This is a genomic window from Shewanella kaireitica (assembly GCF_023284045.1).
GTDB lineage: Bacteria > Pseudomonadota > Gammaproteobacteria > Enterobacterales > Shewanellaceae > Shewanella > Shewanella kaireitica.
Genome location: NZ_JAKIKQ010000005.1, coordinates 158658 through 183579 on the forward strand (window position 1 = coordinate 158658; position 24922 = coordinate 183579).

The window sequence follows — 24922 nt, forward strand, 5'->3', positions numbered from 1 at the left end:
AACTGAAGATGGAGCAGCTTAAAGGGAAGGTCATTTTAATTACAGGCGCATCGGAAGGAATTGGTCGAGCGCTGGCGTTAGCATTGGCTCCGCTTGGCTGTAAGTTGTTGCTGACTGCCCGTAATGAATCCCGCTTAGCTTCATTGCAACAAGAGGTAAGTACGCTCGGTTCAGAAGCGTTCATCCAAGTTGCTGATCTAGCCAATTCATCGCAGTGCAGTCAGGTGATTACCGCCTGTATAGCGCACTTCGATAAGCTAGATATTTTGGTGAATAATGCAGGCATGACCATGTGGTCGCGTTTTGATGAACTTGAAGATTTAAGCGTACTGTCGCAGATCATGCAGGTTAATTACCTTGGCCCGGCGTATCTTTCCCATGCTGCTATACCGTACTTAAAAAAGAGCGAAGGACAGATTGTTGCCGTCGCGTCCATAACGGGAATGACGGGAGTACCGACACGCTCAGGTTACGCAGCTTCAAAACATGCACTGATAGGTTTATTTGATTCGTTACGTATCGAACTGAGTGATGATAATGTGGCTGTGACGGTTATTTGTCCTGACTTTGTCGTTACACAAACCCATAAACGAGCATTAGATGCTCATGGTAAGCCACTCGGTGAGACGCCCATGCAAGAGTCTAAAATTATGACTGCTGAAAAGTGTGCTGAACTTATGTTGCCAGTTATTGCTCAGCGAAAACGGTTACTGATCACCTCATTAAGAGGCCGAGTAGGGCGGTTCTTTAAGATCATTGCCCCTGGCCTGATAGACAAAATAGCTAAAAAAGCCATTGCCTCAGGCCGGTAGCAACGATGATTTTACTTATTTAGATGTTTAACAATAGCAGCTGCAGCATCGTCTTTAGTTGGTTTATTATCTGATGGCTCCATCGGAATAGCAGGCGTATGACCGGTCATATTCTCAGCAATATGCAGCCAATCTGGATGCCAGTAAAATGAAGTGCCAGCTAAGGTATCCCAGTTATGCACGCCAGATGTTTCGCCCTGATAGACGAGATCTCCTAATGAATATTTCATAATGTGCCCCTATGCAGTGATTAATTTAATTGTTCGATATTTATTTAGAACAAACATATTGCGCTTTGAGTGTAGAACTTTTTGTTAGCAAGATCACAAAAATACTGATTTGTAGATCTAGGCTTTGGAGCGCAGATGAAGTTGGGGGATTTAATTTTTGCAGAAATATGACACACACTGTGTGTCATTGGTTTCCCAATGGCTAATGTTTGCTAGGGCCGAAATATCAGCATGCTTGCTTTGATGAGCACAAATAAAAAAGCCCAGTGACAACTGAGCTTTTATCGGTTTAGCATCAGCCTATGGCTTTAGCTATTTTCTCTTGCGATAGCGCGGTAAGCGATATCAGTACGGAAATAGACATCATCCCAGTGGATGGTGTCAACTAACTGATAAGCTGATGCTTGAGCTTCTGTTACACTATTGCCAAGTGCCGTCGCGCAAAGCACGCGCCCGCCATTAGTCACTACATGGCCATCTTTCATGCTGGTACCAGCGTGGAAAACCTTGGCATCGTTATTACCAAGATCTAGACCTTCAATCACATCATGTTTGCGGTATGCATTTGGGTATCCACCTGCGGCCAATACCACGCCAACTGCTGCACGCGAATCAAACTCGGCAGTAACCTGGTCAAGTTCACCACGGGTTGATGCTAAGCAAAGCTCAACCAGATCAGATTTAAGGCGCATCATGATAGGTTGAGTTTCTGGGTCGCCAAAGCGGCAGTTGTACTCAAGTACTTTTGCGCTGCCATCTGGAGAGATCATTAGGCCCGCATAAAGGAAGCCTGTATAAACATTCCCTTCAGCGGCCATACCATCAACCGTTGGGCGGATAACATTAGCAATAGTCCAGTCGTGAACTGCTTGGGTAACTACTGGTGCAGGTGAATATGCACCCATGCCACCCGTGTTAGGACCATGATCGCCATTATCACGCGCTTTATGATCTTGGCTGCTGGCCATAGCAAGAATATTCTTTCCATCAACCATCACGATAAAGCTAGCTTCTTCGCCTTTCAGAAACTCTTCAACCACCACGCGAGAACCGGCTTCGCCGAATAAGTTACCCGCTAGCATATCTTCGATTGCTGCATCAGCTTCTGCTTGGTCAGCCGCAATGATTACGCCCTTACCCGCCGCTAAGCCGTCGGCTTTAATGACAATAGGAAAACCAGTACTAGCTGTCATTTCAGTAACGTAAGCTTTTGCGGGCTCAATCTCTGTAAAGTTTGAGTAAGCAGCAGTAGGAATGTTGTGGCGAGCTAAAAAGTCTTTCGTAAACGCTTTTGAAGACTCTAACTGCGCCGCGCCTTGGGTTGGGCCAAATATTGGCAGTCCTGCCTCATTAAAGGCATCAACCACACCCAGTGCGAGTGGCACTTCAGGGCCAACAATAGTGATGGCTACCTTTTGCTCGGTTGCAAAAGCCACCAGGGCAGAGATCTCTTCAACATTGATCGCTACGTTTTCCAGTTTTGGCTCTAACGTTGTGCCAGCGTTACCCGGTGCAACAAAGACGGTTTCAACTTGCGTCGATTGTGCCGCTTTCCATGCCAATGCATGTTCGCGACCGCCGCCACCAATAATTAATACTTTCATATCTTTACCTTTTATAGCTGCGCCATTTTTCCTATTTCTGCATCAAGCATGCTCACGTATTGGCATTTTTTACCAACAAGAATCTGTGCGTGCTTTCTTTGACATAGAAAAAATGGCTTGCTCTAAACGTTAAAAATCAATTTTTAGAAACTCTAGCAACCAATATTTAGCAACCAATATTTAGATAGCAATATATAGAAACTAGAGCCTTTATAAATTAATGACGGAAGTGACGCATACCAGTAAATACCATTGCCATGCCGTGCTCATCTGCAGCAGCGATGATCTCTTCGTCACGAATAGAACCACCTGGCTGAATGATACAGCTAATGCCCGCTTCTGCAGCGGCATCAATACCGTCGCGGAATGGGAAGAATGCATCAGATGCCATCACAGAGTCTTGCACCACTAGGCCTTCATCAGCCGCTTTAATGCCAGCAACTTTAGCGCTATATACGCGGCTCATTTGACCTGCACCGACACCAATTGTCATGCTGTTCTTGGCATATACGATGGCATTTGATTTAACAAATTTAGCCACTTTCCAGCAGAACATGAGATCTTTCATTTCGGCAGCTGTTGGTTGACGCTTAGAAACGACTTTAACATCATCAATAGCAACCATGCCTTGGTCACGATCTTGCAGCAATAAGCCACCATTAACGCGTTTGTAATCTAGGCTAGTGGTCTTGCTTGCCCATTGGCCACATTCAAGCAAACGTACGTTTGCTTTTGCAGCAACAACATCACGGGCAGCTTGGCTAACTGACGGAGCAATAATCACTTCAACAAACTGACGCTCAACAATGGCTGTTGCAGTAGCAGCATCTAACTCGCCGTTAAAGGCGATGATGCCACCAAATGCCGAGGTCGGATCCGTTTGGAATGCGCGGTTATAAGCTTCAAGTAGGTTGTCACCAATCGCAACACCACATGGGTTAGCGTGCTTAACGATGACACAAGCTGGCTCGTCAAACTCTTTAACACACTCTAGCGCTGAATCGGTATCAGCAATGTTGTTGTAAGAAAGTGCCTTACCTTGCAGTTGAACTGCAGTCGCAACAGAGGCCTCATCTAGGTTAGTGTCAACATAGAAAGCCGCTGTTTGATGGCTGTTTTCGCCATAGCGTAAGTCTTGCTTTTTAACTAACTGAGTATTGTAAGTGCGTGGGAACTTAGAATCTTCATGACACTCATCTTTACTGTGAGCAGGCACTTTTGTACCGAAGTAGTTAGCGATCATACCATCGTATGCTGCTGTATGTTCAAAAGCAGCAATAGCAAGATCGAAACGCGTTTCCAGCGTTGTGCTACCTTCATTTGCTAGCATCTCTGCAATCACGCGGCCGTAGTCGCTAGCATTAACGATGATAGTGGTATCTTTGTGGTTTTTTGCAGTAGAGCGAACCATAGTTGGGCCGCCAATGTCGATGTTTTCGACAGCGTCCGCTAAGGTGCAACCTTCTTTAGCAACAGTTTCGGCAAATGGGTACAGGTTAACTGCAACCAAATCGATTGGGTTGATGTTGTTTTGCTCCATAACGAGCTCATCAATACCGCGACGCGCTAAAATGCCACCATGCACTTTAGGGTGCAACGTTTTTACACGGCCATCCATGATTTCTGGGTGACCAGTGTAATCCGATACTTCAATGACAGGCACACCATTATCTGCCAACAGGCGGGCGGTGCCACCAGTAGATAGTAGCTCAACACCTTGAGCATGCAGCGCTTGTGCAAACTCTAAGATTCCGGTTTTATCTGAAACGCTTAACAGCGCGCGACGAATAGGTCTGGCATTATTCATTGTAGGTACAGGGTCCAGTAGTTATTTTAAGGATCTTTCGGAAAACAGAACAGTACTAGGCTTGCTTACCTCTACACTGCTTTCCAAAAGTCCCTCGCTATTTATACTCTCCCGTCACGGCGCGCGTATTTTACCGTAATTTTACCCTTGGCGGTGTTTTTTTCTGCGCGATTTCACAATACGGTAAACAGAACAAGCTTTGATCTAATTTTTTAGCCAGAATAAGCCTTGACCTTGGATACAACTCCAAGGTTTATACTTGGTTCATTGATAAATATGTGCACGATAATATTTAGCAATGTAAATGGTTTATACAAGGGGAAAGCGATGTATCGAATTGGTGAGCTAGCGCAGCTGTGTGAGGTCAAAACGGATACGTTACGGTTTTACGAAAAGCACGGTTTGTTATCGCCTTCCTCAAGGACTGATTCTGGTTATCGCATCTATACCGAAAATGACGCAGAGCGCTTACGTTTTATTCTGCGGGCTAAAGCGGTTGGCTTTACCCTCGCTGAGATCACCGAGCTGCTGTCAATTGAACTGGATAAGTCCAATTGGGCATGCGCCGATGTTAAAGGTTTAGTGGATGACAAGCTAGCCAATGTAGAAGCAAAAATTGCCGAGCTTAATCATTTTCAGCTATCGCTACAAAGGTTATCCCAAGCTTGTTGCGGTGGGCCTGAAAGCGCAGAACATTGCTCTATTTTAGAAGCGTTAGAATCAAGTACCGACAATATTCGCTGTGAAAATCACAGTCATACTCATGATGATGTGCAATTTACTAAAAATTGCCAAAACAAAGCAGTTAGTAAGAATTCAAAAGAGAAATAGTTATGTTATTTGCAAACTTTATCGACTTGTTCCTTGATTCAGCCCCTTGGTTGCTACTCGGTCTATTTCTAGCTGGAATGCTAAAAATGTTCGTGCCTATGGCATGGATGCAAAAGCAACTGGGTGGTCATGGTTTTAAAACTACGGTCAAAGCGGCTGTGTTGGGCGCACCTTTGCCATTATGTTCTTGTGGCGTTATTCCTGCGGCTGTAGGGCTGCGTCGAAGCGGTGCATCTAAAGCGGCTACCACATCATTTTTAGTCTCAACGCCGGAAACCGGAGTTGATTCAGTGACGGTTTCATATGTACTACTCGGTCCATTTATGGCGATTGTTAGACCTATCGCTGCGGTTACCAGCGCAATCGTAGCTGGTTTGCTGGTTGGTCGTGATGACGATGAGACTAAGCCTGTCGTTGATACCAAAGAAGCTACCAGCTCATCTTGTTGTAGTAGCAAAGCGGAGCCGAAAGCCAAGACTAGCAGCTGTTGTGGCAGTGAAAAGAAAGCCACAGTCAGTATGAAACCAATGACTCAGAGCAGTGTTATGAGTCAGTCTGCTAATGCTACTCCGCTAAATTTAACGCCAGTGACAGAGCAGACAAAATCAAGCTGTTGCAGCAGTGAAAAACCGGCTGCTAAGGCTGAGAGCACATCATGTTGTAGCTCAAAGAGTTCAGATGCTGCTGAAACTGAGAGTTGCTGTGAGTCGACTAAAGATATTGCCACTGAGCTTAAAGGTACATCAGTTATTAGCCGTATCGGTAAGGGACTGCATTTTGCCGCCACTGATTTAGTACGCGATACTACAGTTTGGTTATTAATTGGTTTGTTCTTTGCTGCGCTAGTCACAACTTATGTTCCTGGTGATTTTATGGCTAAATGGGGCGATGGTATTTTAGCTATGTTAGTCATGGTGCTGATATCTGTGCCTATGTATATCTGTGCTACAGCATCAACGCCTATTGCTGCTGGCTTGTTGTTAGCTGGGGTTTCACCTGGAGCTGTTTTGGTATTTATGTTGGCAGGCCCTGCAACGAATATCGCAACCTTAGGTGTGGTGACTAAAGAGTTAGGTAAACGTGCATTGTTTGGCTACTTAGGTGGTGTGTTAGGCGTGGCATTAGTCTCAGGGATTTTGGTTAACTATTTGGTGGAAACTTTTGGTTTTGTGGTGATGCCGCAAGTGGGTGAGCATCATAACTTACTACCTGCCGCAGTGGTGTATTCCTCTGGCGTACTACTGGCTATCTTAATGGCAAAAGTCTTTTTAGACATGTTACCTAAAAACTGGTGGCGCCGAGATTGCTGTTCATAATGTATTAGAATTAAATTTAAGGGCACTCATTGAGTGCCTTTTTTGTGCTAATTTAGATCATCTTGAATGGGTAAGCTAATCATACTGTAAGGAAACCGAATGAAAAAATTACTGACGCTGTTACTTTTGACCTTTGTCGTTATTGGTTGTGGTGATAAAAATGCACTCGAAGCCAATTATGTTGAAGGGGTGAACTATCGTGCGCTTGCAACCCCGATTGCGACTAACGGTGAACAGATCGAAGTGATGGAGTTTTTTTGGTATGGCTGCCCACATTGTGAATCATTTGAACAACCGCTGCACCAATGGCAAAAAACCATGGCTGCAGATGTTGACCTAGTGCAGTCACCCGCAATTTGGAATGATCTTATGAAGCTGCACGCCAAGGTATTTTTCATCGTGCAAAATATGGCTGATAGCGATAAGGCACATGCTGCGCTATTTCAAGAGGTGATGGCACTGCGCGAGATCCGTGATAGTAAATTGCAAACACAAAAGTTGGCTGATTTTTTACAGAATTTCGGCCTTAGTCAGGCTGATTTTGAACGACAATTGGCATCGGCTGAAATTAACCAGCAGCTTGCTCAAGCAATCGAAGTGATGGCTCAGTCTGAAATCGATGGTACGCCTTCAATTGTGGTAAATGGCCGCTACTTAGTACTGAATCAGTCAGCAAACAGCTTTGAGCAGGTATTGGATATTACTCGTTTTCTGGTCGAAAAGGAGAAGGGGCGTTTAGCTGTAAATTAACGGTGACGACAGTGCGAACACAATCACAGATAATTATCTTCGATGGCATATGTAATTTATGCCATAGCGCCGTTAACTTTGTGATTAACCATGATAAACACCAACGGTTTATGTTTGCCTCGCTGCAATCGAGTAGCGGTAGGCGGTATCTGTCTAAGTTTGGGGTGACTGAGGTTGCTTTAGATAGCGTGATATTGATAAAGGGTGATAAGTGCTACCTGCGCAGTGATGCGGCAATAGAGATTGCAAAGTCACTTGATACACCTTGGCCGCTGTTACGTTTTAGCCGTTTTTTGCCAAAGATAATACGTGATGGACTTTATAATGCACTGGCAAAGCAGCGTTATAGACTATTTGGCACAAGAGCTATTTGCCTGCTACCAACGTCTGCAGTAAAAAGTCGCTTTATCGAAGATTAATCGATAACTATAGAACCACTAAAAAAGGCACTCATTGAGTGCCTTTTTCGTAATCTATATTACCTTTCAGAAAATTTATGCTTCTGTAGGTAACTCAGCATTGTGGTAAACGTTCTGAACGTCATCACAATCTTCAAGTGCAGCTAAGAATTTTTCAAATTGCTCAATTTCTTCTGCATCAGTAATTGCTGTCATAGTTTGTGGAACGAAAGTGATCTCTTCCATGACATATTCTGTTTCTGCAGGAAGTTCAGCCGCGAGTGCCGTTTTAACTTTAAAGAACTCTGTGTGTGGAGCGTATACACTGATCATGCCATCTTCTAGCTCAACGTCTGTTACATCAACGTCTGCCATCATTAGCATTTCAAGGATCGCATCTTCATCATCGCCTGCAAATACAAATACAGCTTGATGATCGAACATATGACCAGCTGTACCTGGACCACCTAGTTTTGCGTCATTCTTAACGAATGCCTGACGCACTTGAGTAAAGGTACGCTTACCGTTGTCTGTTAAGCAATCGGCAATAACCATACATCCACCAGGACCAAAACCTTCGTAGCGAGCACTTTCATAATCTTCACCGCCACCGCCACGCGCTTTTTCGATCGCACGCTCAATAACATGAGCCGGCACTTGATCTTTTTTAGCCTTGGAAATCATTTGACGCAACGCTAGGTTGCCGTCGGGATCGAAACCACCATTTTTGGCGCAAACGTAGATCTCTTTTCCGTATCTAGAATAGAGTCTCGTCTTCTGCCCAGCAGTTTTCGCCATGGATTCTTTGCGGTTTTGGTATGCTCTGCCCATCTTGATCTTTCTCACTAAGCTTTAAAAATTGCCAGCAATGTTAGCAGCTTTATTAGCACAAATCAGGTGCAGGCCTTTAAAAATACTAATCCCGATCAATAAAAACTGCTATGCAGGCTTTACGCTAACTTTTATTCGAGCTGAAATATCGCATCAGCAGCTCAATAGTGGTTTTTATTAGTTGTGGTGGTTTTTGGCCAAAATCATGCACTGCATATACGGCATTGAGTGGGCATTGGTGATCAGGCACTAATATGGCTAATTGATTTTGTAGCTCTGCTTGCTGAAATACAAATTCAGGTAGTAGTGCAACGCCTAAGCCTGCTTTAGCTAAAGCGCTGACCGCGGATGAATTATCGGTGAATCTATTGGCAACAAACTCTAGCCTTTTTCGCGCAGACGTTTGGTCGTGAGTGAGGTGTGCTAATGCCTCAAGTTCATGAGCGAGTCTTTCTTTTTGCCATGAGTTAGCTATGTAATCCAAAGATTGCCACTGCTCGGCATCAATCTCGTGCTTATGTCGCTCTATATACGTTGGACTCGCACAGACCACATCTCTGAATTCGCCGAGCTTACGCTGCATTAAATTGCTTGAAGGCAGCTTTCCGACCCGAATAACCAGGTCAACATCATCACTAAGTAGGTCAATACGTTGATCGGCAACGGAAATAGTTGGCTTTACCTGCGCGTTATCACGACATAGTTCAGCGATAGCTGGAGCAACGATTGAATCAATAAGTGCATGGGGAGCACTTATTCTAATGGGACCTGCAATGTTTCCGCCAGTATCACGCGCTTCCTGCCACGCGGTTTGAGATATATCAGCCATTTGCGTGCAGCGTTGATAGAAATCAGTGCCAGCAGGCGTTAGCTGTTGCTTGCGGGTGGTACGATGCAACAACTGTACACCAATAGCAGACTCTAGACTTTTAAGGTGATGACTCACGACTGATTTTGACAACGCTAAATTATCCGCTGCGGCACTGATTGAGCCGGCATCGACTATCTGCTTAAAAATGGCCATATGGCGTAGATAATCCATAGTACCTCTATAGTTGTTCTGTTTAATCGAACAGTGAGTGCTGTATTGGTTAGGTTATCAATACCAATCTAAGCTGTAAACTGGTTGCATAATTTGAAAGGAACAACAGCTATTGGAGTTATACAATGTCTTCGACCTTATTAAATGCCGTTAAGTTGGCGAGTGAAACTTGGAAAAATGGTTTTAATAGCCAAGATGCAAAGCAGTGCGCTGGGCAATATGAAGCGAATGCCACAATGAATGCTCGACCATTTGGTGAGTTTGTGGGTAGAGATGCGATTGAAGCATTTTGGCAAAATCTGATTAATGAAGGGTTCAATAGTGTGGAATATATTGAACCTAACTTTAGCATTGTAGACGACAATACTGTGTTACTGACCTCTTCTTGGAAAATGAATAAAGCCCATGGTGTTATCCATAAAGAACTGTGGGTGTTGCAACAAGATGGTAGTGCTAAGCTTGCTGATGATGATTTTGAAGTACTGGGATAGTTGCTTTACTAGCGGTTTAATTATTCATAGGCTTTCTTGATGAAAGCCAAGGTGAAATTTACTATAAAAAACGTCGGCATACTTGTCGGTGTTTTTGTATGTTTGAGGCTAACGACCACTTATTTATACCGAATAATATAGGGTATACCTTCAATCTTTATTTCCTGTTGATGAGCTGTAAGTTATTAAATATACAGTAGATATTAATTTAACATTAATTTAATTCTGTATATTAATTGCTCTTTATATTTTTGTGATGAGTGATGAAAAGGCTTTACGTTAATGGGGAATAATTCACACATTAAATGTTTAAAAATCATTACCGTATTTACGGGGGAGTAAAGATCACATCTAAAGAATAATTTTGGAGTGATGATGAAGCGCTTTAACAAATGTGGTGTCGCCTTAATTGTAGCGGCAGCTTTCGGGCTTACAGCTTGTAGTGATGGCAAAGATGGTAATGACGGTGAAGATGGCACTAGCCCGTTACCGCCAGTGGTAGAGAAATCAACAACGACTAACGTTGAAATGATAGCGCATACCCTTGAAGAGGGAGCAATCAAATTTGAGTTTGAAATTACTAACGAAGAAGGGTTGTTGATTTCAGGTTTAGAGAATGCCAGTGCAGAAATGGCTGTACTCACAGAAAAGGGTATCGCCCGTAGTCGCCCTGATTACGAAGGCACTATAGTCGGTGGCAGTGCAGACCAAGCAACAGATGGTGCTAGCCTGACAATGACTGATAATGGCCGTTATGAGTTCTATGCGCCAATGGCTGCGATAGATAGTAGCAGCGAAGGTATAATACGTCTTGCTGTTGGTGGGGGCGATAATATCGCTAAGTCACGCTATATGGTTGTCGATAAAACCGAAGGCTTGCACACTACCTCTACAGCAACCTGTCAGGGTTGTCATGTCGATTATGCTGCGTCAAAACTAAAGCATCCAAGCTATACCGCAATCAATACTGATGGCGAAACGGATCTCGTTGCTGGCTGTATGGTTTGCCATGGTAATGTTGTGCGAGATGATGGTGGTTACGCACGTAACTCGATGCAAAAAATTGGTCATATCAATCATCAGAAATTTGAAAAAGATTTTGAACCGGCCAATTGTTACACCTGTCATGCTGAACCGATCACTAAAGTAAATAGCATGACGACTTGTACTGATTGTCATGATGCTGCTGGCGTTGGCTCAACGGCTGTGACTATGACTTATAGCGGCTTTAGTGAGTCAGATGATGTTCGTTTATTCCATAAGAAGGTAATGGAGAGAGCACAACTTAGAGAAGATCACTACACCACTACATCTGTGCCATTTATTGATGATTCAATTGAGTGGGAAGAGTATCCACAGGGTGGTTGGTGTACAACGGTATCGTTATTCAATACCGCTGGTGAGACTGAGCAACAACTCAATATTGGTGAAATGTATGCTGCGAATACTTTGACATATGCAGGGGCTTACATTCATGGCTACCACAACGAGTCTTTAGTAGGCCGTCCTAGCCCACGTGGTTCTGATCAGTATATTGAAAATGAAGATGGTAGCCGTTCGATCTGTTACCCACACTTGGATGGATTAGACACTGACTATCGAGTTGCGGATTTAGTAGCAAGTACTCGTGTGACATTTAAACAAGCTGATGACGACGGCGGCTACGACGGCGTGTCTTTCACTAGTTACTCGGGCGCAGTAGATCATAGTGGTGTGAAAACACAAGACTATGAACGCCGTCATTCGGTGACTGCTAATAGTTGTACCACTTGTCACAACAATGAAACTAACTACCATAAAAACGGTAGTTATAACGAAGGTGGCTTAGACTGTGTTGCTTGTCATAACAACGGCCAAGATCGCTCAGGTATGAGAACTGTTGCGATGGATGCGTTCGAAACAGATGCTAAACGCGTTGAAGCTGGTTACATTATTCCTGCTATGAGTAGTGATGTTCAAGTCGGTTGGAAAGCTAACAGTGCTCCAGGTTTTGGGCCGCTAGTACATGCTCAGCACTGGGGGATACAGGCGGTTGTAGGTTCGGAGATGAGTAAAGAAGTAGAAGTACTTGTTACCAACTCTGCCGCGAAGCTAAACGCTGAAAACTGTGTGGCATGTCATGCTGATGGAATTGATCTGTATGCGATCCCTAATCAGTTTATCCGTGCGAAAGCTTTCCATGGTGGTGACAATACTAAGATGGCAAGCCCTATTACCGCTAACTGTTTTGCTTGTCATAATGATGAGTCAGCGCTAAATCATATGATTCAGCAAGGTGGTTCAATTGATGAAGAGGTGGTTGCAGATTGGTACACCCAGCCTACTTCAGAGTCTTGTGCGACTTGTCATGCCGAAGGTAAGTCTTACGGTATTGAGAAGTTCCACATATTTGAACGTATGGAATAAAAAGTAAGGGTTAGTACCTCCCTGCATATAACTAACCCATGACTTTTTAGGGCTCTTTACCAAGAGCCCTTTTTCATTTTTGCCACTTAGTCGATCTTAATAAACTCAATCATCTTGGGTTGGATTAGTTATAAAGTCCGGTATATCAATGATTTGATCTTGCCAGTTTTCAAATAAACTTTGATATAAAAACTCTATAAACACTCGGTATCTTCTCGGGAGATAAACCCGTTGTGGCATGCTCATAGTAACGGCGCTTTGTTTCATTGGGTAGTCTTGAAGTATTGGTACTAATAAGCCACTCTCGATTGCCGCATTGCCAATGATAATAGGCACAGTGGCGATGCCAAGTCCCTCAATTGCAGCCTCTCTTACCAAGGTGATGTTATTGGTTTCTAACCTAGATTCTGGCTCAACAGTTATCCACTGTTCGCCATTAAATAGTGTCCAGCTATTATCAACATAGGGGGTCGAAAGTCGAATACATTGATGTTGATTAAGGTCTTCGGGGATTTGTGGCGTACCATGTTGACTGAGATATTCAGGGCTTGCCATCAGTACTTTTGGGGTATTCATCAGTGTATATGTTTGTAGAGCTTCGTTAGGTTTTTCGGTAATTTGAAAGTTGAAATCAACTCCCTCGGCAATGACATCTACCATACGATTAGTTAGCTCTGCATCAATCGTTATCTGTGGATAGGCTTTTAGAAATTTTGCTAGGACTCGTCCAAAATACAACTGACCTAACTCGATTGGGCAGATAATTTTGAGATGGCCAGTAATGGTCTGCTGGCTAGCACTGAGTTGATCTTCGGCATTTTGCAGTTCAGACAAAATATGGTGCACCCGGTTGTAATAGTTTGCTCCTGCCTCAGTCAGCTTTAATGCTCGAGTTGTTCTAAATAGCAACTGCACTCCAACGTCAGCTTCTAGCTCGGCGATCTTTCGACTGACCGTAGCCTTAGTGATCCCTAACTCCTTAGCGGCTTTAGTGAAACTTCCCTGCTCAACGACTTGAGCAAACATTTGCACTCGATTTAAATCCATTTCTTTAAACTCATCATTGTTACACCTGTGAAACAGTGGGTAATTTTTTAGCTACCTAATAAATATAGTGAAACAGTAGTAAAATGTCTTCTACTAATTTACGGGCCGATGATTGGGGAGTCACTTATGTCCATTAATAGAATGTTTATCGCCGTACCGGTATTGCTGCTAGCCATAGCTGCTGGTGGTTATTACTGGTGGACTGAAGTGCGTAACTTTGAGTCGACCGATAATGCTTACGTTGAAGCGGATATTTCTAATGTCAGTGTGAAGGTGCCAGGGTATGTCACTGCGACCTTTGTGACTGATAATCAACATGTCGAGAAAGGCCAGTTATTGGCGCAACTCGAAGATAATCAATACAAGGCAAAAGTAGCACAAAATCAGGCTATGCTGGCTAGCGCCAACGCCGATCTGAAGACATTAGCAGCGCAAGTTGATTTGCAGCAAGCGCTCATCACCCAAGCGAGTGCAGGTGTTGCGGCCGCAGAGGCTGAAAGGTTACGTTCATCGCAGCAGCTTAATCGAGCCACACAGCTAAAAGTTAAAAACTACAGCTCACAAGATACTGTTGACGAAGCTCAGGCAGGCTTTCAGTCAGCACTGGCTCATCTGGATGAAGCTAAAGCGGTTTTGGTGGCTAAGCAACGCGAGCTGGCCGTTTTTAAATCACAGCTTATTGAGGCAGACTCTAGCGTTGAGCAAGCTAAAGCAGGTCTCGCGTTGGCTAAAATCCAATTGGCGGATACGAAAATTACTGCACCATTTAATGGCGTTGTAGGTAAGCGCGGCGCCTTACTGGGGCAATACGTGCAGCCAGGGCAAGCCATTTATAGTTTAGTGCCTGACAATGCCATTTGGATTACTGCAAATTTTAAAGAAACCCAAATCGAGCATATGCAGCCAGGACAAAAAGTATCGGTTGAACTAGATGCATTTTCTAATGAATCATTTATTGGGGTGATAGACAGTTTAGCTCCAGCATCGGGTGCAAAATTTAGCTTGTTGCCAGCTGAGAATGCCACCGGAAACTTCACCAAAATAGTACAAAGGATCCCAGTTAGAATCAGGCTTGAATCAGCAACCTCTGTGGACATTCAACAGGTCAGAATCGTCCCTGGTTTGAGTGCATTAGTTAAGGTGGATACATCTAAAAGTGGCTTAACTGAAGCCGTTGCTCTTAACTCGGCTAAGCAATAATGTCCGTTTTGCTGCAATCTCAACAAGACAGTGCACCCGCCTATGAGCAGATAGAACGTGGTAGTCGCCGTGCTTGGATAGCGGTTTTTGGCGGACTGATTGGCGCCTTTATGGCCATTTTAGATATTCAGATCACTAATGCATCGATGAAGGAGATCCAAGGTGGTTTAGGGGCAACGCTTGAGGAAGGTTCCTGGATTGCGACGGCTTATTTAGTCGCGGAGATGATTGCTATTCCGCTCTCTGGCTGGCTAAGTAAAGGCTTAGATATTAGACGCTATATGTTATGGAATAGCGCTATTTTCATTGTTGCTTCTCTGCTTTGTTCCATCGCTTGGAATCTAGAATCCATGATCGCCTTTAGAGCTATGCAAGGGTTCTTTGGTGGTGCGCTTATTCCGATGGCATTTAGATTGATTCTTGAATATTTGCCGGACAATAAAAGAGCGGTAGGTATGGCGTTATTTGGGGTCACTGCGACCTTTGCTCCTTCGATAGGTCCTACGCTAGGCGGCTGGTTAACAGAACAGTTTAGCTGGCATTATCTGTTTTATATTAATGTGCCACCAGGGTTGCTGGTAATGTCTATGCTGGCATATGGCTTAGTTAAAAAGCCGATAAACTGGCCGGAACTTAAAAATGTTGATGTCAGCAGTATTATCACTATGGCACTGGGGATGGGTTGCTTAGAAGTGGTGCTAGAAGAGGGCAGCCGTAAAGAGTGGTTTAGCTCAGATTTTATTCGAGATCTTGCGATTATATCAGCGATTAATATTGTAATTTTCGTCTATTTACAGCTTAAAAGAAGCAATCCGCTAGTGAATTTAAAGTTGTTAGGGCATCGAGATTTTGCCCTTTCTACCATTGCCTATTTTTTACTTGGGTTGGCGCTCTTTTCATCTATTTACATGGTGCCATTATACCTATCGCAAGTGCAGGATTATAACTCGCTAGAGATTGGTGAGGTACTGATGTGGATGGGGTTTCCTCAGCTATTTATTTTACCTTTTATGCCCAAGCTTATGGAGCGTTTTGATAACCGCTATTTAGCAGGGTTTGGCTTTTTTATGTTTGGTGTGAGTTATTACATGAACTGCCATATGACTGCTGATTTCGCCGGTCCGCAATTGATCGCTTCCATGGTCGTCCGAGCCATTGGTCAGCCATTTATTATGGTGCCGATAGGTATGTTGGCAACTGCGCATATACGTAAAGAGGAAAATGCTTCTGCATCAACAGTGCTCAATGTTATTCGTAACCTTGGTGGTGCAGTCGGCATTGCTTTAGTCGCTACCCTTACTGATAACTTAAGTCGTAGCCATTTAGCGCACATGAAAGAAACTATCCCCGCTGTGAGCTCAATGGCTAATGAGTATTTAGTGGCAACAGCGAATATGTTGCAAGCATCCGGCTCTGACCCTGTCACTGCAAGCTTACAAGCATCTGCGCTGCTAGGGCAAACCATGGCCAAGCAGGCATCTATTCAGGCATATAACGATGTGTTTTTCATTATGTCAGCGCTGCTGATGGTGGCAGTTGTGGCGGTATTATCAATCCGCAAACCTGCTGCTAGCGCTGCAAATTAAGCAATATATTAGCGGAGTTAATATTGTCTGTATTTGTTGATTTTAAGCAGCTAGACTGCAGCCTAGACTCGTTGTTATGGAGAAAGACTTTTGTTGTGGAAATCGCTAGCTTTTTCGGAGCTTACACTCGATGAATTGTATGATCTACTCAAGCTGAGAGTAGATGTATTTGTGGTAGAGCAAAACTGCCCCTATCCAGAGTTAGATGACAAAGATCGCCATAGCCAAACCCAGCACTTACTTGGTATCGATGGACAAGGCGTTATTCAAGCTTATGCGCGAGTGCTAGCGCCTGGTGTGAGTTATCCAGATGCCAGTATTGGCCGTGTGATTGTTTCCGAAGCCGTTCGCGGGGGAGGAGTTGCTCATATCTTGATGCAAAAAGCGATTTCGATATCAACCAAGAAGTGGCCCGAGCATAATATTCAGCTTGGTGGGCAAGAGCACTTAAAAGGCTTCTATCAAAAGCTCGGTTTTGAGCCCGTATCAGAGATGTATCTTGAAGATGGAATCCCTCATCTCGACATGTTACTAACGCGAGAAGGTTCATAGCATAAAGCGCTAGTTTTAAACTAAAGTAGCTTGCTTTAATGACACCTTCCTAAGGGAGGGGGTTGAGTTTACTTTAAATCTAATCCCGTTTAAGTCTGTCACTATTAAGGTTGGAGATCTTTACCGACGAATAAAGATAGTTTTTTTGTGGTAAAAGTGTTCAACTTTATTTCCCCTTATCAATCAATAAAGGCGCGCAGTGCTAAATTATATTGAACCTGTATTTAGACCCCCTTCGGAGTGGAAATCACTCATTCTGCAGGTGACCAATGGTTGTAGTTGGAACCAGTGCAGCTTCTGCGATATGTACACTGCTAGCCAGAAGCGTTTTCGAGCGCAAAAAATTGATAAAGTAGAACAAGACTTGATCAAAGTATCCAGCTCTCAAGCTCACATATCTAGAGTGTTCTTGGCTGATGGTGATGCCATGACGTTACCATTCGCCAGATTGGAAGAGATCTGCTTACTTATCAAAAAATACTTACCCTCAGTGACACGGATCAGCAGTTATTGTTTGCCTCGTAATATCAACAACAAGACGCCTGAGCAGTTACGACGATTGCGAGAACTAGGACTAACTTTGCTCTACATTGGCTGTGAAAGTGGTGATGATGAAGTATTAAAGCGGATCAAAAAAGGGGAAACGTTTGCTTCTTCATTGGCTGCATTGCAAAAGATTAAAGCGGCAGGTATCAAGTCATCGGTAATGATTCTAAATGGTCTAGGCGGGGTATCTTTGTCACGACAACATGCACTGCAATCTGCAAAGCTAATGAATGCAGCGCAGCCTGAATTCTTGTCAACGCTGGTGGTGACCCTGCCACTGGGCACTGAGCGCATGGATGAGGCATTTGATGGCCATTTTCAGTTACCAAATCAGATGCAATTGTTTGAAGAGATGCAGATATTACTGAGTCATCTAGAACTGGAAAAAACTATCTTTCGTTCAGACCACGCCTCCAATTACTTAGTATTAAAAGGTGTGTTGGGCAAAGATAAAGCAAGCCTATTAAGCCAAGTCGAGGCCGCAATGAATACGCCCGAACGTATTCAATTGCGACAGGAGTGGCAGCGAGGTTTGTAGTGTTGCTAAAGTGATATTTACGGCTCTTGAATATGGATCTCTCTGACTGGGCAAGGGATCTCTATATTGGCTTCTCTAAGTGCTTTGATTAAGCTGGAGTTGGTCTGGTATTTATCTTGGAAATAGCTTTCGGTAGCCACCCAATAGCGAATACCAATCTCAATACCTATACTATTAAAATCGTTTATTCCTACTTGTGCATGCTCGCCATCACTTACCTGATCGCTGTCAGCTAATACTTGTTTGAGGATTGACACAACCTGTTCAGGTTCGGCTTGATAGCTGATATTGAGCGTGGTTTCTACCAGTTTATTCGCAAATGAGTTATGTAATACCTCACCGACTATATGTTTATTGGGCACATTTATTTGTTCGCCCTCTTCATTGGTAAGTACCGTCATTCCTAGGTGAATATCCTTAACTAATCCGCTCACACCTTTAACTTCAATGGTGTTGCCGACAATGAAAGGGCGAGTCACTATGATGGTGATACCAGCGGCATAGTTTGCCAACATCCCTTGCAGAGCAAGACCTGCACCTAATGATGCGGCACCAATCGCGGCAACCATTGGGGTAACGCTAATCCCGAGTTTTCCAAGGGCGATGACACCAACTAACAGGATTATTAGGATACGGACAAAGTTACTGGTGAAATTGCTGAGGGTAATATCAATTTCATGTTTTTCAAAAAGACGAGTGACAAGGTTGGATGCTTTAGCTGCAACCCATAAGCCAATTAAGAAAATTAGCGCAGCACCTAAAATACTAAAGCTATACTGCACAATAAACTCAGTGATCATGCTATAGGCATTTTGTAATTGAGCTATCTCTTGATCTAAACCTTGTTCATTCATTATTTGGTCCTTAATACAACATTTTTACTTTGTAGCTTACTGAAATTAAACTGTTTTGTAACTTGGTATTTACCGTGAGAGTAGTTTGTTTTCAAGTTTTACTCTGCTAGGTAACGATCCGTGAAGATGATCATGCTTTGCTGTAAACCTTCTGTGATATCAACAAGAATAGGTTATTCTCAAGGGTAATTCTAATCAGTGAGATCCACTATGAAAGCGATTATTCTAGTTATATGTAGTTTGTTTACGACCTCTGTCTGGGCAAATACTTATGGTATTGGCGATCAGCTGGAGACACTAAAGTTACAAGACCAATACGAAGCGGATTACGCTATTGATCAGAAAGTTACTCGAGTACTGTTTAGTCGTAGCATGGACGGTGGCAACCTTATTCAGGAAGCATTAGAAGCAGATCCTGCGCTTTATGAAACTAACTCACTCGCTTACGTAGCAGATATTAGCGGCATGCCTTCATTAATTGCTCGCTTTGTAGCTATTCCACAGTTTAAGAAGTTTGATTATAGAGTGGCATTAGATCGAGAGGGCGAGATAACCAAGGCTCTACCTGCTGAAAAGGATCAGGCAACGTTAATTGAATTAACTGATAACAAGATCACTCAAATCAGTTATTTTGAATCAACTGAATCATTGTTAGAAGCACTTAAGTAACTTATAAGCTCATGAAAAAGGCGCGTTAAGCGCCTTTTTAGTTTCAATATCTAGCTAAGCTGAGTGCCCTTTTAAAATATCGTAAATCTCCTCCTTCAAATGCAGCTTTTGCAGCTTTAATTCGTGTACCTCTGGGGTGTAGTCACTAGCGCTGTGCTGTTCCAGATTCCTAATCTCTTCATCAAGCTGGTTGTGTTTGTTGAATTTTTTCTGGAAGTGAGTGTCAGAAGTTTTAAGTTTGCTTATTAATTCTCTATATTCTGGAAACATACAGGCTGTCCTTTTGCTGATATTTTCTTGTGGTTCAACTTTAAACTAGCGCGTTCTATTTGGACTATTTGTGAGTTAGATCATGTTTTGGTGTATTATTCTAATCTATAGGTGAAAGTTGGTGCAAGCCTTTGTTTTTAAAGTCTTTTAAATCATGTTTCTCACTAAGATAAATAACCTTAAGTGCAACTGGCGCTCTGCCGAACTACTGCTATATTTCTACAATCGTTAGCAATACTGTTTTGGTAACTAGATTACGACAATTCATTTACTCTTGGCGGAAAAAGTGTGATCGGGTTAACCTTATCGCGGTCGATACTAGGTTAAAGTCGATTTATTAAGAATTTTATAATCAAAATTGAAAGGGGTTTTCACAATGTCTGATGTATTTCATTTAGGCTTAACCAAAGAGATGCTCGATGGCGCAAGCTTAGCTATCGTGCCAGGTGATCCAGAAAGAGTTAAACGTATTGCTGAGCTTATGGAGAACGCGACATTTCTAGCAAGCCACCGCGAATATACCAGTTATCTAGCGTATATCGACGGTAAACCTGTCGTGGTGTGTTCAACAGGTATCGGTGGACCATCAACCTCTATTGCAGTTGAAGAGTTGGCTCAGCTAGGTGTACGTACCTTCTTACGTGTTGGAACAACTGGTGCTATCCAGCCACAGGTTAATGTTGGAGACGTGATTGTTACTCAAGCTTCTGTCCGTCTAGATGGTGCTAGCTTGCACTTTGCTCCAATGGAGTTCCCAGCGGTTGCAAACTTTGAATGTACTACAGCTATGGTTGAAGCGAGCCGTGATGCAGGCTTAGAGCCTCATATTGGTATCACTGCGTCATCTGACACCTTCTACCCAGGGCAAGAGCGTTACGATACGGTTTCTGGCCGCATTACACGTCAGTTCAAAGGGTCGATGCAAGAGTGGCAAGATCTTGGCGTACTTAACTATGAGATGGAATCTTCAACGCTATTTACCATGTGTGCTTCACAAGGTTGGCGTGCAGCGTGTGTTGCGGGTGTGATTGTGAACCGCACACAGCAAGAGATCCCAGATGAAGCGACGATGAAGAAAACAGAAGTGAGTGCTGTTTCTATCGTTGTGGCTGCAGCTAAAAAGCTGTTGGCATAAAGGTAAAGAATTCTCTATAAGAGGGGTCTATTAGAGAGTTCAGATACTTAAGACAAAAGGCGCATATAGCGCCTTTTTTGTATCTGCATCAAACAGGGTTAGAAGTGATATTTTGCTATCACTGAGTAGGTGTTCTGATCGATACCATCGACACCATACTTGTTCTTCCAGTAATCGTATTCGATACCGACAAACAGTTTATTTTTCTTATGCTCACCGAAAACCACTGCGCCTAGATCATATTTAAGCTGTGGGTTGAAGTGGAAGTTGGTTTGATACGCATCTTCATCAGTCGCGAATACCCAATCAAAGAAGCCATCAAATACGATATTAGAGTTACCAACAGGAAAGTCCATTCTAAATGCTGGAGTTAACTGCCAGCCATCGCTGATGTTATCGCTACCCGTTGCATGTCTGCGGTAGGTATTGAGTTGAAAATAGCTGAAGTAGGGTACATTCAAATCCATACCTAAACCATAGAGCCAGCTTTTTACTGGGCCTTCACCTTCTTCGAAGGTGAGCGCTAGAGATAGATCGCTAATTGGGCCAAGGGCTATCTCTTTGCCTAATATTTTTCCCGCGCTAAAACGAGTCGATATTTCGCCGTAGGTAGTGCTGTCTTTGCCACCATTATTGCCGTTAAAATAAATAACATCTTGGAAAGCAAACCAATCACCATACTTCCAGTCGCCTGCCGTTTCAAAGGTGAAAGTCGTTTGCGAGTCAGACGGTGCCAAGTCGTAATTATCACCATATAGCGCAGTGACGCTCGCATCCCACCAATTAATCATATTGTCAGCCATTGCAGTTGGGCTGACGAGTAGCGCTAGGCATAACCATTTCTTATTCATCTCAAAACCTTTTGTGTGCAGCTTGCGCTGCTTATTGTTTGGCAATCTATACACTCTATGGTGTGATTTATATTTAATTGCATTTATAAGGGGACAGACCAATTTAAAACGATTGTTCGATGACCGTTTTAATGGCGTGGAATATAGGCTGAAACTGAATATTGTTCAAAGAGTTTGTTACGATTTTTTGCGTTAGATTGTAAATATATTGCTGTAGATTGTAATTACACTGATTGAGGTGTAAAAAGGTGTCTTGTTAAGGATTACTACTAAGTGTAATTTATTCAGTGGTTTATGTTTGAGTCATAGGTGATTCATCAACCTCTGTTTGTATGCTCTTTTAAGTTCTAATGACATAATATGTCGCAAGTAAAACAAACAGCTGATATAGTGACTGTCTGGACTCTTCATTTCAGGGGGAAATATGGAGTTATCAAATCCTATCTTGATCTGGGCTGTAATCGGCCTATTTCTGATGTTAGCGGAGATTATTTTACCAGGTGGTATTGTGATTCTTCTCGGTGCAGCTTGTTTGGTAGTAGCTGGAGCATTAGCGACGGGTTTAGTTGAAGGTATTGTTCAAAGCCTAACCCTTTGGTTTATCGCTTCCATGGTGCTTTTACTGCTATTTAGGCAGGTAACGCAAAAGCTTGTTGGTGGTGATGCCCACGTGGATAATACCGATGAAGAGTTAGATCTCTTTAATCAATCTGCCGTCGTCAAGCAAACAATCGGTCCTGCACAAAAAACGGGTCGTATTGAATTTCAGGGAAGTGAGTGGCCTGCACTCGGTGATGGCAGTGAAATCGCTGTCGGTAGCCAAGTAAGAGTCATCTGTCGAGATAATATCGCCTTAGTTGTCGAGCCGTTAGCTGAGCAAGCTGAAAACTTAACAAATACCTAGTTATACCAATCGGTATAAAAGTTTGGTTGCTCAGCGAGAGTTTAGCGGTTTTGAAGCAAGGTCATTAAATGCTCCTGCATTAATGACATTCACCACATCCATGTGGTTTGCAGTGAGTGAAGTACATAGTTATTCTACGTTCAAGCTCATTAACGCAGTATCAGAGCCGCTAAAACTCGCCTGTAAGGAGTGTTTTTGGCTTCCTAATTCGGTGTTGGATAAAGGCAGAGGGGAACAACCATTCTGTCAATGATCCGCCTTGAATTAGTTCGCCAAAAAACACTCTGAGTAGACCAACTACTTATGCCGATTGGTATTACACTGTTTTTCTGTTGGGAAGGAATCTATACATGTTTATATTTACAATATTTGTTCTATTTGTTTTTTTCATCCTCTATAAGCTACTACTTATTGTGCCAATGCGCGAAGTCAACGTGATTGAGCGTTTAGGAAAGTTTCGTGTGGTATTACAGCCAGGGTTTCATTTTTTGATCCCGTTTTTTGATCGAGTCGCTTATAAGCATGAGATCCGTGAACAAGTGTTAGATGTACCACCGCAAAGCTGTATTTCAAAAGATAACACCCAGCTTGAGGTTGATGGCTTGGTATACCTTAAGGTGATGGACGGTAAGTTAGCCAGTTATGGTATTGAGGATTACCGTCTTGCTGCGGTTAACCTTGCACAAACAACCATGCGCTCTGAGATTGGTAAATTAAGCCTAAGCCAAACGTTCTCTGAGCGAGATAGCTTAAATGAATCAATTGTTCGTGAAATTGACAAAGCGTCTGATCCTTGGGGGATTAAAGTGCTGCGTTACGAGATAAAGAACATTACTCCGTCTCGAAAAGTGATCCATACGTTAGAGAAACAGATGGAAGCTGAGCGTAGTAAACGTGCTGAAATCACGCTAGCTAATGCTGAAAAAGCGGCGATGATCAACCTTTCGCAAGGTGAACGTCAGGAAGCAATTAACCTGTCAGAGGGTGAAAAGCAGCGCCGTATTAATGAAGCAAAAGGTATGGCTGCTGAGATCACCATTATTGCCAAAGCGAAAACAGAAGGGATGGAGTTAGTCTCTACAGCGCTCGCACAAGATGGTGGTAATGAGGCGATGAATATGCAACTGAAAGAGCAGTTCATTAGCCAAATTGGTAAAATTCTGGATGAGGCCGATGTGTCAATTGTGCCTGCTGAGCTGGCCAAACTGGAAGGTTTTTTTGAAGGTATGGAGCAAGTTACTCATGCCGTGTCAGCTAATTCAGCGAAAGGAGCACGCTAATGTTTGCAGCAATTAATACTGATCTGATTGTGATGGCAATTTGGGGACTTATCTTTGCCATCTTCGTGGTTAAGTTGTTTCAATCGATTCGCTTGGTACCGACAAAGTCGGCTTATATTGTAGAGCGTTTGGGTAAGTATCACTCAACCTTAGATGCTGGTTTCCATGCGTTAGTACCCTTTGTTGATAAAGTTGCGTATATCCATGACCTAAAAGAAGAAACTATCGATGTGCCACCGCAAGAGTGTTTCTCTTGTGACGAGGTTAATGTTGAAGTTGATGGGGTTATTTATATCTCGGTTATTGATCCCGTTAAAGCTAGCTACGGCGTGGTTGATTATCGTTATGCAGCTATTCAATTGGCACAAACGACCACTCGTTCGGTGATTGGTACCCTAGATCTTGATCGTACCTTTGAAGAGCGAGATGTTATTAGTGCCAAGGTGGTTGAAGTACTTGATCAAGCTGGTGCTATGTGGGGGATCCGAGTTCATCGTTACGAAATTAAGAACATCACCCCACCTGAAACGGTTAAGAATGCCATGGAGATGCAAGTCAATGCTGAGCGTGAAAAGCGTGCATTGTTAGCTAAAAGTGAAGGTGACAAACAAAGTAAGATTAATCGCTCTGAAGGTGTGAAAGCTGAAACCATTAACCACTCTGAAGGTGAAATGCAGCGCCGCATCAATGAAGCTGAAGGTAAGGGCGAAGAGATATTAACCATTGCTCGCGCAACCGCTGAATCGATAGAGAGAATGGCGACAGTTATCGCGGCGCCTGGTGGTAAAAACGTGGTGCGTATGCAGCTTGGCGCTCAATATCTTAAGCAGATGGATGGACTGAGTTCAAGCAAGAGTAAAGTGGTCTTGCCGGGTAATATGATGGACTTTGACCATTGGATGAATAGCATAGGTCTAGAAGAATCTAAGACGAAAAAGTAGCTTTTCACCGTTTAAATTGAGTTGATACGCG

The 24922-nt window shown here is 43.3% G+C and carries 25 protein-coding genes; 16 read left to right on the plus strand and 9 right to left on the minus strand.

Translation table 11 applies throughout. The features are described 5' to 3' along the window. Positions 1 to 8: 8 nt before the first annotated feature. Positions 9 to 812, plus strand: a complete 804-nt coding sequence (locus L2730_RS09290) for an SDR family oxidoreductase (RefSeq protein ID WP_248974332.1) — start codon at positions 9 to 11, stop codon at positions 810 to 812. A gap of 11 nt (positions 813 to 823) precedes the next feature. On the opposite strand, the gene L2730_RS09295 is transcribed toward L2730_RS09290, so the two are convergent. The 3 genes from L2730_RS09295 to purH all read right to left on the minus strand — a co-directional run bounded on the left by L2730_RS09295 (position 824) and on the right by purH (position 4453). After that, positions 824 to 1042, minus strand: a complete 219-nt coding sequence (locus tag L2730_RS09295; protein ID WP_220735528.1) for a hypothetical protein — start codon at positions 1040 to 1042, stop codon at positions 824 to 826. Positions 1043 to 1350: 308 nt separating this feature from the next. Beyond that, entirely contained in the window at positions 1351 to 2646 is a 1296-nt protein-coding gene (gene purD / locus L2730_RS09300) for a phosphoribosylamine--glycine ligase (RefSeq protein WP_248974333.1), read from the minus strand. Between the two features lie 217 nt (positions 2647 to 2863). Next, on the minus strand, positions 2864 to 4453 hold the full coding sequence (gene purH / locus L2730_RS09305) for a bifunctional phosphoribosylaminoimidazolecarboxamide formyltransferase/IMP cyclohydrolase (protein WP_248974334.1): 1590 nt from the start codon (positions 4451 to 4453) through the stop codon (positions 2864 to 2866). Positions 4454 to 4780: 327 nt separating this feature from the next. On the opposite strand from purH, the gene zntR reads away from it, so the two are divergent. The 4 genes from zntR to L2730_RS09325 all read left to right on the plus strand — a co-directional run bounded on the left by zntR (position 4781) and on the right by L2730_RS09325 (position 7769). Further along, positions 4781 to 5284 (plus strand): Zn(2+)-responsive transcriptional regulator, encoded by a 504-nt coding sequence (gene zntR / locus L2730_RS09310; RefSeq protein ID WP_248974335.1) that lies wholly within the window; start codon positions 4781 to 4783, stop codon positions 5282 to 5284. A gap of 2 nt (positions 5285 to 5286) precedes the next feature. Next, complete coding sequence (locus tag L2730_RS09315) at positions 5287 to 6600, plus strand: SO_0444 family Cu/Zn efflux transporter (protein WP_248974336.1); 1314 nt, start codon at positions 5287 to 5289, stop codon at positions 6598 to 6600. Positions 6601 to 6699: 99 nt separating this feature from the next. Next, positions 6700 to 7350, plus strand: a complete 651-nt coding sequence (locus L2730_RS09320; RefSeq protein WP_248974337.1) for a thiol:disulfide interchange protein DsbA/DsbL — start codon at positions 6700 to 6702, stop codon at positions 7348 to 7350. An 11-nt stretch (positions 7351 to 7361) separates the two neighbouring features. Continuing rightward, a complete protein-coding gene (locus L2730_RS09325; protein WP_248974338.1) occupies positions 7362 to 7769 on the plus strand; it encodes a thiol-disulfide oxidoreductase DCC family protein in 408 nt (135 codons plus the stop codon). A 75-nt stretch (positions 7770 to 7844) separates the two neighbouring features. Here L2730_RS09325 and L2730_RS09330 read toward each other — a convergent pair whose 3' ends face one another. Both L2730_RS09330 and L2730_RS09335 read right to left on the minus strand, forming a co-directional pair. Next, positions 7845 to 8579 carry a YebC/PmpR family DNA-binding transcriptional regulator gene (locus L2730_RS09330; RefSeq protein WP_248974339.1) on the minus strand — a complete coding sequence of 245 codons (735 nt, stop codon included), beginning with the start codon at positions 8577 to 8579 and terminating at the stop codon, positions 7845 to 7847. A 124-nt stretch (positions 8580 to 8703) separates the two neighbouring features. Continuing rightward, positions 8704 to 9621 carry a LysR family transcriptional regulator gene (locus L2730_RS09335; RefSeq protein ID WP_248974340.1) on the minus strand — a complete coding sequence of 306 codons (918 nt, stop codon included), beginning with the start codon at positions 9619 to 9621 and terminating at the stop codon, positions 8704 to 8706. A gap of 125 nt (positions 9622 to 9746) precedes the next feature. On the opposite strand from L2730_RS09335, the gene L2730_RS09340 reads away from it, so the two are divergent. Continuing rightward, positions 9747 to 10112, plus strand: a complete 366-nt coding sequence (locus L2730_RS09340; RefSeq protein ID WP_248974341.1) for a nuclear transport factor 2 family protein — start codon at positions 9747 to 9749, stop codon at positions 10110 to 10112. A 375-nt stretch (positions 10113 to 10487) separates the two neighbouring features. Then, positions 10488 to 12518 (plus strand): multiheme c-type cytochrome, encoded by a 2031-nt coding sequence (locus L2730_RS09345; RefSeq protein WP_248974342.1) that lies wholly within the window; start codon positions 10488 to 10490, stop codon positions 12516 to 12518. A gap of 105 nt (positions 12519 to 12623) precedes the next feature. On the opposite strand, the gene L2730_RS09350 is transcribed toward L2730_RS09345, so the two are convergent. Further along, positions 12624 to 13565, minus strand: a complete 942-nt coding sequence (locus L2730_RS09350) for a LysR family transcriptional regulator (protein WP_248974343.1) — start codon at positions 13563 to 13565, stop codon at positions 12624 to 12626. A gap of 126 nt (positions 13566 to 13691) precedes the next feature. Between L2730_RS09350 and L2730_RS09355 the strand changes: the two genes are divergently transcribed. The 4 genes from L2730_RS09355 to L2730_RS09370 all read left to right on the plus strand — a co-directional run bounded on the left by L2730_RS09355 (position 13692) and on the right by L2730_RS09370 (position 17987). Continuing rightward, positions 13692 to 14765, plus strand: a complete 1074-nt coding sequence (locus tag L2730_RS09355) for an HlyD family secretion protein (protein ID WP_248974344.1) — start codon at positions 13692 to 13694, stop codon at positions 14763 to 14765. After that, entirely contained in the window at positions 14765 to 16351 is a 1587-nt protein-coding gene (locus L2730_RS09360) for an MDR family MFS transporter (RefSeq protein WP_248974345.1), read from the plus strand. Before L2730_RS09355 ends, L2730_RS09360 begins: the two co-directional genes overlap by 1 nt. Positions 16352 to 16441: 90 nt before the next feature. Continuing rightward, positions 16442 to 16903 (plus strand): GNAT family N-acetyltransferase, encoded by a 462-nt coding sequence (locus L2730_RS09365; protein ID WP_248974346.1) that lies wholly within the window; start codon positions 16442 to 16444, stop codon positions 16901 to 16903. A gap of 199 nt (positions 16904 to 17102) precedes the next feature. Beyond that, positions 17103 to 17987: a radical SAM protein gene (locus L2730_RS09370; protein ID WP_248974347.1), complete on the plus strand. Its 885-nt coding sequence runs from the start codon at positions 17103 to 17105 to the stop codon at positions 17985 to 17987. Between the two features lie 17 nt (positions 17988 to 18004). On the opposite strand, the gene L2730_RS09375 is transcribed toward L2730_RS09370, so the two are convergent. Continuing rightward, positions 18005 to 18841 carry a mechanosensitive ion channel family protein gene (locus L2730_RS09375; RefSeq protein ID WP_248974348.1) on the minus strand — a complete coding sequence of 279 codons (837 nt, stop codon included), beginning with the start codon at positions 18839 to 18841 and terminating at the stop codon, positions 18005 to 18007. Positions 18842 to 19051: 210 nt separating this feature from the next. Here L2730_RS09375 and L2730_RS09380 point away from each other — a divergent pair, with 210 nt between their 5' ends. Continuing rightward, complete coding sequence (locus L2730_RS09380) at positions 19052 to 19510, plus strand: hypothetical protein (protein ID WP_248974349.1); 459 nt, start codon at positions 19052 to 19054, stop codon at positions 19508 to 19510. Between the two features lie 54 nt (positions 19511 to 19564). Here the strand turns inward: L2730_RS09380 and L2730_RS09385 are convergent, their stop codons facing one another. Continuing rightward, a complete protein-coding gene (locus L2730_RS09385; protein WP_248974350.1) occupies positions 19565 to 19780 on the minus strand; it encodes an HP1242/YdcH family protein in 216 nt (71 codons plus the stop codon). A gap of 376 nt (positions 19781 to 20156) precedes the next feature. On the opposite strand from L2730_RS09385, the gene udp reads away from it, so the two are divergent. After that, complete coding sequence (udp, locus tag L2730_RS09390) at positions 20157 to 20915, plus strand: uridine phosphorylase (protein WP_020914668.1); 759 nt, start codon at positions 20157 to 20159, stop codon at positions 20913 to 20915. A 98-nt stretch (positions 20916 to 21013) separates the two neighbouring features. Here udp and L2730_RS09395 read toward each other — a convergent pair whose 3' ends face one another. Then, positions 21014 to 21766 (minus strand): outer membrane protein OmpK, encoded by a 753-nt coding sequence (locus tag L2730_RS09395; protein ID WP_248974351.1) that lies wholly within the window; start codon positions 21764 to 21766, stop codon positions 21014 to 21016. 424 nt (positions 21767 to 22190) lie between these two features. Here L2730_RS09395 and L2730_RS09400 point away from each other — a divergent pair, with 424 nt between their 5' ends. The 3 genes from L2730_RS09400 to L2730_RS09410 all read left to right on the plus strand — a co-directional run bounded on the left by L2730_RS09400 (position 22191) and on the right by L2730_RS09410 (position 24891). Beyond that, a complete protein-coding gene (locus L2730_RS09400) occupies positions 22191 to 22670 on the plus strand; it encodes an NfeD family protein (RefSeq protein ID WP_248974352.1) in 480 nt (159 codons plus the stop codon). Between the two features lie 350 nt (positions 22671 to 23020). Then, positions 23021 to 23950, plus strand: a complete 930-nt coding sequence (locus tag L2730_RS09405; RefSeq protein ID WP_020914665.1) for an SPFH domain-containing protein — start codon at positions 23021 to 23023, stop codon at positions 23948 to 23950. Next, the gene (locus tag L2730_RS09410) at positions 23950 to 24891 is read left to right on the plus strand and encodes an SPFH domain-containing protein (RefSeq protein WP_248974353.1); all 942 of its coding nucleotides are present in this window, start codon (positions 23950 to 23952) and stop codon (positions 24889 to 24891) included. The genes L2730_RS09405 and L2730_RS09410 overlap by 1 nt, the downstream gene beginning before the upstream one ends. Positions 24892 to 24922 lie beyond the last annotated feature (31 nt).

Excerpts from the sequence above, each read along its gene's own strand:
- L2730_RS09290 (WP_248974332.1), top strand. The coding sequence starts at position 9 with ATGGAGCAGCTTAAAGGGAAGGTCATTTTAATTACAGGCGCATCGGAA.
- L2730_RS09295 (WP_220735528.1), bottom strand. The coding sequence starts at position 1,042 with ATGAAATATTCATTAGGAGATCTCGTCTATCAGGGCGAAACATCTGGC.
- purD (WP_248974333.1), bottom strand. The coding sequence starts at position 2,646 with ATGAAAGTATTAATTATTGGTGGCGGCGGTCGCGAACATGCATTGGCA.
- purH (WP_248974334.1), bottom strand. The coding sequence starts at position 4,453 with ATGAATAATGCCAGACCTATTCGTCGCGCGCTGTTAAGCGTTTCAGAT.
- zntR (WP_248974335.1), top strand. The coding sequence starts at position 4,781 with ATGTATCGAATTGGTGAGCTAGCGCAGCTGTGTGAGGTCAAAACGGAT.
- L2730_RS09315 (WP_248974336.1), top strand. The coding sequence starts at position 5,287 with ATGTTATTTGCAAACTTTATCGACTTGTTCCTTGATTCAGCCCCTTGG.
- L2730_RS09320 (WP_248974337.1), top strand. The coding sequence starts at position 6,700 with ATGAAAAAATTACTGACGCTGTTACTTTTGACCTTTGTCGTTATTGGT.
- L2730_RS09330 (WP_248974339.1), bottom strand. The coding sequence starts at position 8,579 with ATGGGCAGAGCATACCAAAACCGCAAAGAATCCATGGCGAAAACTGCT.
- L2730_RS09335 (WP_248974340.1), bottom strand. The coding sequence starts at position 9,621 with ATGGATTATCTACGCCATATGGCCATTTTTAAGCAGATAGTCGATGCC.
- L2730_RS09340 (WP_248974341.1), top strand. The coding sequence starts at position 9,747 with ATGTCTTCGACCTTATTAAATGCCGTTAAGTTGGCGAGTGAAACTTGG.
- L2730_RS09345 (WP_248974342.1), top strand. The coding sequence starts at position 10,488 with ATGAAGCGCTTTAACAAATGTGGTGTCGCCTTAATTGTAGCGGCAGCT.
- L2730_RS09350 (WP_248974343.1), bottom strand. The coding sequence starts at position 13,565 with ATGGATTTAAATCGAGTGCAAATGTTTGCTCAAGTCGTTGAGCAGGGA.
- L2730_RS09355 (WP_248974344.1), top strand. The coding sequence starts at position 13,692 with ATGTCCATTAATAGAATGTTTATCGCCGTACCGGTATTGCTGCTAGCC.
- L2730_RS09360 (WP_248974345.1), top strand. The coding sequence starts at position 14,765 with ATGTCCGTTTTGCTGCAATCTCAACAAGACAGTGCACCCGCCTATGAG.
- L2730_RS09375 (WP_248974348.1), bottom strand. The coding sequence starts at position 18,841 with ATGAATGAACAAGGTTTAGATCAAGAGATAGCTCAATTACAAAATGCC.
- L2730_RS09380 (WP_248974349.1), top strand. The coding sequence starts at position 19,052 with ATGAAAGCGATTATTCTAGTTATATGTAGTTTGTTTACGACCTCTGTC.
- L2730_RS09385 (WP_248974350.1), bottom strand. The coding sequence starts at position 19,780 with ATGTTTCCAGAATATAGAGAATTAATAAGCAAACTTAAAACTTCTGAC.
- udp (WP_020914668.1), top strand. The coding sequence starts at position 20,157 with ATGTCTGATGTATTTCATTTAGGCTTAACCAAAGAGATGCTCGATGGC.
- L2730_RS09395 (WP_248974351.1), bottom strand. The coding sequence starts at position 21,766 with ATGAATAAGAAATGGTTATGCCTAGCGCTACTCGTCAGCCCAACTGCA.
- L2730_RS09400 (WP_248974352.1), top strand. The coding sequence starts at position 22,191 with ATGGAGTTATCAAATCCTATCTTGATCTGGGCTGTAATCGGCCTATTT.
- L2730_RS09405 (WP_020914665.1), top strand. The coding sequence starts at position 23,021 with ATGTTTATATTTACAATATTTGTTCTATTTGTTTTTTTCATCCTCTAT.
- L2730_RS09410 (WP_248974353.1), top strand. The coding sequence starts at position 23,950 with ATGTTTGCAGCAATTAATACTGATCTGATTGTGATGGCAATTTGGGGA.